Here is a 1,322-nt window from a genome sequence, read left to right as displayed (position 1 = left end):
GTGCGCCACGCTCGGGGGATGCCGCGCGCCACGCTCGACGCGCTGACCTACCAGGTGGACGAGATCCTGACCTTCGACGTGTGCAAGCGCAGTCGCCCGTTCGACCAGCCGCTGTTCTTCGGCATGTCGGTCCACGACCCGGTCATCGACTTCGACGTCACGCTCGCCGCCCTGACGCACGTGTTCGGCGACGTCTCCGTGGTGCGTTGGGACTTCCCTTGGCACCAGCCGCCCGAGCCGATGGCGTTCGAGTGGCTCAACGCCGAGTTCCTCGACCTGCTGCTCGTGGCATCCGGTGAGGGCGTGGCCGACCCGTCGAAGGTCGAGCGGATCGTGACGGGTGGCGCCGCGGGCGGGCGCGAGAGCAGCGGCCGCTAGCGCACGACGTAGAGCAGCACCGCGAGGACGTGCAGCGCGCTGCCGGCGATCACCCACAGGTGCCACACCATGTGGAAGTACGGCACGCGCTTGAACACGTAGAACGGCGTGCCCGCGGTGTAGGCGACGCCGCCGGCGACGAGCAGCCACAGCCCGGCCGCCGCGAGCGCCGCGAGCAGCGGCTTCATGGTGAAGATCACCGCCCAGCCCATGCCGAGGTAGATGACCGCCGAGACCCAGCCCGGCCGGTACGTCCAGAACGCTTCGAACGCGATGCCGAGGACGGCGAACCCCCAGATGGCGCCGAACAGCCACCAGCCACCGTGCTCGCGGATGGTGACGAGCGTGAAGGGGGTGTAGCTGCCCGCGATCAGTACATAGATGCCGGCGTGGTCGAGGATCTTGAGGACGTGCTTCGCGCGCCCCGGCAGCGCGTGGTAGAGCGTCGACGCCGAGTACTCGACCACGAGCGAGATCCCGAACACGATCGCGCCGGCGAGCTTGAAGCCGTCGTGTGCGCGGGTCGCGAAGACGGTGAGCGCCACCAGTGCTGCGATCGCCCCGGCGATGCCCACCCCGTGCGTGACCGAGTTGGCGATCTCCTCGCCGAGGCGGTACGGGCGGCGGTCGCGGTGCGCGCGGGCGAGGACGGGGCCGGCGGCGGCGGTCTGCTCGGAGCTGCTGCTCACGGTCTGTGGCGTCCCTTCCGGGTGGGTCGTGCGGCGGGCACCAATGCTACCACCGCGCTGCTCAGCGTATGTGGAGACGATGGGGGATCTGCGGCGAGGCGAGTTCGCGCAGCGCGTCGGAGGCGACCCACCCCGCCGCGTGCAGCGGCCGTCCCACGCAGCGGCGCCCCGCGCCTCATGGGTATGAACGAGTCGAGGGCGAGGAGCCGCCGTGAGCGTCGAGGTCTACACGTCGTGGGTCGAGGGCTTCGTGAG

General features: G+C 70.5%; 1 protein-coding gene. It reads right to left on the bottom strand.

Annotated features, from left to right (window positions below):
* Positions 1 to 374: 374 nt before the first annotated feature.
* A complete protein-coding gene (locus FDZ70_10795) occupies positions 375 to 1,067 on the bottom strand; it encodes a hemolysin III family protein (protein TLM65829.1) in 693 nt (230 codons plus the stop codon).
* Positions 1,068 to 1,322: the final 255 nt, after the last annotated feature.

It is taken from the genome of Actinomycetota bacterium, from assembly GCA_005774595.1.
In the GTDB taxonomy this organism is placed as follows: domain Bacteria; phylum Actinomycetota; class Coriobacteriia; order Anaerosomatales; family D1FN1-002; genus D1FN1-002.
This window is presented reverse-complemented; position numbering and strand designations above follow the sequence as displayed.